At 36.8% G+C, this 5,299-nt stretch carries 4 protein-coding genes; all 4 read right to left on the bottom strand.

Features of this window, described 5'->3' with window-relative positions; translation table 11 throughout:
- Positions 1-119: 119 nt before the first annotated feature.
- Positions 120-554 (bottom strand): Sua5 YciO YrdC YwlC family protein, encoded by a 435-nt coding sequence (locus GSY74_RS10410; RefSeq protein ID WP_164665037.1) that lies wholly within the window; start codon positions 552-554, stop codon positions 120-122.
- A gap of 217 nt (positions 555-771) precedes the next feature.
- On the bottom strand, positions 772-4,038 hold the full coding sequence (gene carB / locus GSY74_RS10405; protein WP_164665035.1) for a carbamoyl-phosphate synthase large subunit: 3,267 nt from the start codon (positions 4,036-4,038) through the stop codon (positions 772-774).
- 333 nt (positions 4,039-4,371) lie between these two features.
- The gene (locus tag GSY74_RS10400; protein ID WP_164665034.1) at positions 4,372-4,548 is read right to left on the bottom strand and encodes a PD-(D/E)XK nuclease domain-containing protein; all 177 of its coding nucleotides are present in this window, start codon (positions 4,546-4,548) and stop codon (positions 4,372-4,374) included.
- Positions 4,549-4,632: 84 nt separating this feature from the next.
- Positions 4,633-5,299, bottom strand: a 667-nt coding sequence (locus tag GSY74_RS10395) for a hypothetical protein (RefSeq protein ID WP_164665033.1), incomplete at its 5' end; no start/stop codon positions are given.

The following is a 5,299-nucleotide window of genomic DNA, read 5'->3' as shown; positions in this document are numbered from 1 at the left end:
TATGCAAATATTTTTTGTTTTATTTGGTATTTTATTTATTCCGATATGTGTCGGACAGAGGGCAGTCCGACCTACGGTTTTTTATGATAGAGTCGAAAAGATTTTGGTATTGGGTATAACTAACGAATAGACTGCATACTATTTATACCCAAACGATAAATCCTAGAAGCCTTTCCAACCAACGGTGAAGGGAACTTCACAATAACTTCTGTAACATCTCTAGCATAAACCTCTTCATACTCTGCCCCACTAAGGTTAGCCGACGAACTATAAGCCCACCCTAGCCTATCCAACAGCAGATTATGGTTACACTCTTTAATAACACGAAAGGATAAACCATTAGGCATAATAAATGTGGTTCGTTTTGAACGCCTTACTCTATTTTTATGTATATTTGGAACTCGACTGAACTCTTGCAGTATTTTTAGAGAGTTAACTGCTCGTATATAATGTTTGTTTGGGAGCCGTCTTTTGGCTTGGTCTATTTTAGAAGGGTCTTGTGAGATAAAGCCTATAGTTGTATCAGTTTGGGTTAGGTAAAGAGTGGTTTTCATAATGGGATTATAACAAAAAAAATTAAAGATTGGAAATATTCATCATTTTATAAAAAACCGTAGGTCGGACTGCCCTCTGTCCGACACATATCGGAATAAATCAAATATCAAATAAAACAAAAAATATTTGCATATTAATATTTATTGAACAATTGCAGATATTGGTATGCAAGTTTGTGTCAGGATGAGGACAACCCGACCTACAAGTGATACAATATCAATTCAAATAATCCTGCAAAGCCTTAGGTTCCAACTCCCCACCAGAAGCCTGTAACTCACCAATAGCCAAAGCTGTAGCCTTGGCAGCTGAAACGGTAGTAAAATAAGCCACATTTGCTCTAAGAACAGATTGGCGAATGGTTTTACCATCCTGTTTAGCACCTTGCTCTTCACTTGAATTAATCGCTATTGCAATCTCCTCATTTTTTATCATATCATCAATATTTGGACGACCCTCAGATATTTTGAGTACCATAGATGACTTAACCCCTGCCTCTTCAAGAGCCTTATGAGTTCCCCTAGTAGCCACTATCTCAAACCCTAAATCTGTAAATGATTTACCAATCTCACCCACAAAAGCTTTATCGCTATCACCCAAAGAGATAAAGATTTTACCCTCTAATGGAATGTTATTTTTTGCAGCAAACTGACTCTTTGCAAAACTCATACCAAAGTTATCAGATATACCCATAACTTCACCTGTTGACTTCATCTCTGGTCCAAGGAGAAGGTCAGACCCAGGGAGTTTGTTGAATGGGAATACAGCCTCTTTAATCGCTACGAGGTTTTTGAGATTCGGTTCCATAATTTTTTTATCAAAATTAACAACACTAAATGTATCATAAAACTTTAAAGACTCTCGTAAGTCACCTTGAATCATAACTCTAGTTGCCACTTTTGCCAATGGAACACCTGTAGCCTTTGAGACAAATGGAACAGTTCTTGAAGCTCTTGGATTTACCTCTATCAGATATATCTCATCTTCAAAGATAGCATACTGAATATTCATCAGACCCACAACACCAAGACCAAGGGCAATAGAAGCTGTCTGCTCTTTTATACCATCCAACAGTCTATCTGAGATAGAGAATGTCGGCAGAGAACAAGCAGAGTCCCCAGAGTGAATCCCCGCCTCTTCGATATGTTGCATCACAGAACCGATATAGACCTCTTTGCCATCACAGATAGCATCCACATCAAGCTCAATTGCATTGTTGAGAAACTTATCTATAAGAACTGGGGCATCATGGGAGACAGATACAGCCTCATCCATATATTGCTTTAGTTCACTATCAGAGTAGACAGTCTTCATTCCTCTACCACCAAGCACAAAACTTGGACGAACCAATACAGGATAGCCGATACGATTGGCAACCACTATCGCTTTCTCTTTGGCAAAAACAGTTCCATTGTTTGGCTGTTTTAAGCCCAATCTGTTGATAAAATCAGAAAAGAGTTCTCTATCTTCTGCCAAATCAATAACTTTAGCAGTGGTTCCAGATATATTAGCTCCAATAGCTGTTAGACTCTTTGCCAATTTTAGTGGAGTCTGCCCACCAAAATGAACGATAACCCCATCAGGTTTCTCAACTTCTATCACATTTCGTACATGTTCAAAGTCTATCGGCTCAAAATAGAGAATATCGGAGGTGTCATAATCAGTAGAGACTGTTTCAGGGTTACAGTTGTACATAATGGACTTCACGCCCATATCCTCTAATGCAAAGGCCGCGTGAACACAGCAGTAGTCAAACTCAATACCTTGACCGATTCTATTTGGTCCACCACCGATAACTAGAACTTTTTTATCTTTCTGTTCGGTGTTACCGAACCTACTTTTTGGAATCTTGGTAATATTGGTTGTTGAGTAGAGATATGGAGTCAAGGCCTCAAACTCTGCCGAACAGGTATCAACCTCATTGTACTCTAGCAAAACTCCTACTTTTTCTCTAGCATTATAGATGTCATTTTCAGAGAAGTTCATCCCCTCATTTTTGTTAATCACAGAGGCTATCATCGCATCAGAGAAACCATCAGATTTTACTTTTCTTAGTCGTACCTCATCAGTTAAAAGAGCAATATCCATTGCCTTCTCCTGCTCAACCAACTCTTCAAACTGGTAGAGATACCATCTGTCTATTTTACAAATGTCAAATATAGAATCAACACTCATTCCTCGTCTGAGTGCCTCATAGACATATAGAATTCTATCAGCATTTGGACGACGAATCTCTCTGACCAGCTCTTCACCATCACACTTGATAGGTTCAAAACCTGTGAGTCCTGTCTCTAGTGAAATAAGAGCTTTTTGGAAAGACTCTTTAAAAGTTCTACCCATACTCATCACCTCACCAACCGATTTCATAGCCGTTGTTAGTGTAGAGTCAGCCATTGGGAACTTCTCAAATGTGAAGCGAGGAATCTTGGTAACAATATAATCAATAACAGGCTCAAAACTAGCCGCCGTTCCTGTGATGTCATTGGTAATCTCATCAAGCGTATGACCAACCGCCAAAAGTGTTGCTACTTTTGCAATAGGGTAACCTGTCGCCTTTGAAGCCAAAGCAGAACTTCGGCTTACTCGTGGGTTCATCTCAATAACAATCATCCGTCCTGTATCAGGATTGATAGAGAACTGTACATTTGACCCACCCGTATCGACACCCACTTCTCTTAGAATTTTAAAAGAAGCATCTCTCATATTTTGATACTCTTTATCAGTCAAAGTTAACGCAGGAGCGATAGTGATACTATCACCTGTATGAACACCCATTGGATCAAGGTTTTCAATAGAACAGACGATGATACAGTTATCTTCTTTATCACGGATAACCTCCATCTCATACTCTTTCCAACCAAGCAGTGATTCCATAATTTCAATTTCATTAATTGGAGATGCGTCTAATCCCTCTTGTGCAAGTTTTTTGAATTCGTCAATGTTATAAGCCATACCAGAACCACCACCAGCCATGGTAAATGACGCTCTTGAAATAACAGGAAACCCAATCTCTTTAGCAACGGTTAGTGCCTCTTCAAGAGTGTATGCATTGGCACTTTTTGGTAAATCCATACCGATTTTAATCATGGCTTGATTAAAGAGATGTCTATCTTCACCTTTTTTAATCGCTTCAGGTGTTGCACCTAGAAACTCTATACCTTCAAGCATACCCGCTTCATTCATATCCATAGCCACATTGAGTGCAGTTTGCCCACCCATCGTAGGTAAGATAGCATCCACTTTCTCTTGCTTAATAATTTTGTTGATAACTTCAGCAGTAATAGGTTCGATATAAGTACGATCTGCAAACTCAGGGTCTGTCATGATGGTTGCAGGGTTTGAGTTGATAAGGACAACTTTATATCCTAACTCTTTAAGCGTTTTGGCTGCTTGTGTTCCAGAGTAGTCAAATTCACAAGCTTGACCGATAACAATTGGTCCAGAGCCGATAAGTAAAATGGTTTTGATGTCAGTGCGTTTTGGCATGTAGAAGTACCCTTGTTTTTAATTGTGGGATTATACAAAAAAGGGGCTTAATTCTGATATAATTTTTGAAAGGTCTCTTATTTGAAACAGAAATAGTTAAAAAACTCCTACCCTAGCTAATCGACTATGGCAAAATAATTTATGAAGTAGAAGTCTATGAGTAAGAGATACTAAAATAGGAAGAAAAAATATCTCTCTCATGTAGAAAGTATAGTGTAAATGTGTGGTTGAATTGTGTAGAGAGATTAAATATCTTGCAAAACTTCTTGGAATCGAAGGCTTCAGCCCATATCTGTTGGTAACTATAATGTTAGAAAGGTATTGTTAAAAAACCTATTCCTCTATCTTCTCCCACTCAAACTTACAAATATCTCTATCTTCCTTTGAAAACTCAATCCCAATTATGATAATTTCGTTGGAGGTATTTAGATACTTTTCATGATATTTTTTCTCTTTTATCTGCTCTAAGGCTTTGCCCTTTTGATTTTTATTATAGGAGTAGTATAACATCCCCCATTAATTAATTTTAGAGCTAAGTCAGTTTTATCTATATAAATATCAATATCTGTCAATCATCATTTATTAAGCAGATGCTCAAAACTCCACAAAAAAACCATTATCTTTAACAATCTTAGTAACCTTAGGAATATCCTCTTTCAAAACAATAATCCGATACCCCTCTGCTTTGATAAATAGCTCTTGAAGCTTACGGTTACTCATAAATAGATTTAGAAGTTTTTTATTATCTTTTAGTTCAATCACAATCTGTTTTAGATTTCTCTTTATTAGATTTGAGTTTGCTATCGCTTCATCAAAAAAATCTACAAAGACTTTAGGTGGATTTTTCTCTATTTTTTTGTAAAAGCTATCTATCTTTAAATTTAGAGCTTTCAGATGATTACAATCTTTGAAGAGTTTACTATGGCTTAATATATATCTATCGCCATCTAATTTTTCGACAAATGGCTCTAATTTAGCTATGGCTATACTATTTTGTCTATCTACAGTAACAATCGGTTTAAACTCATCAAATTTCATTTCAGCTATTTTTTTTGTAACAATCTCTTTTGGAGTATATGAGTTTGATATTTTAAAAACATACTTTCCAAGCTCTGTCAATTTAACATACTTTAGACTATCCCATACAGAAATATAGGGCTTTCCTTTTGCTTTTATATTTTCATAATTGGTGGTAGGTTTATCATATTTTAACTCTATCAATCCCAATGCTCCAAGATAGAAAAATATAGCTTTTAGTACT

This window comes from Sulfurovum sp. bin170, from assembly GCF_010892395.1.
Classification (GTDB): Bacteria; Campylobacterota; Campylobacteria; order Campylobacterales; family Sulfurovaceae; genus UBA1140.
This window is presented reverse-complemented; position numbering and strand designations above follow the sequence as displayed.

Coding starts and splice junctions, on each gene's coding strand:
- GSY74_RS10410 (WP_164665037.1), bottom strand. CDS start 554: ATGAAAACCACTCTTTACCTAACCCAAACTGATACAACTATAGGCTTT.
- GSY74_RS10400 (WP_164665034.1), bottom strand. CDS start 4,548: ATGTTATACTACTCCTATAATAAAAATCAAAAGGGCAAAGCCTTAGAG.
- carB (WP_164665035.1), bottom strand. CDS start 4,038: ATGCCAAAACGCACTGACATCAAAACCATTTTACTTATCGGCTCTGGA.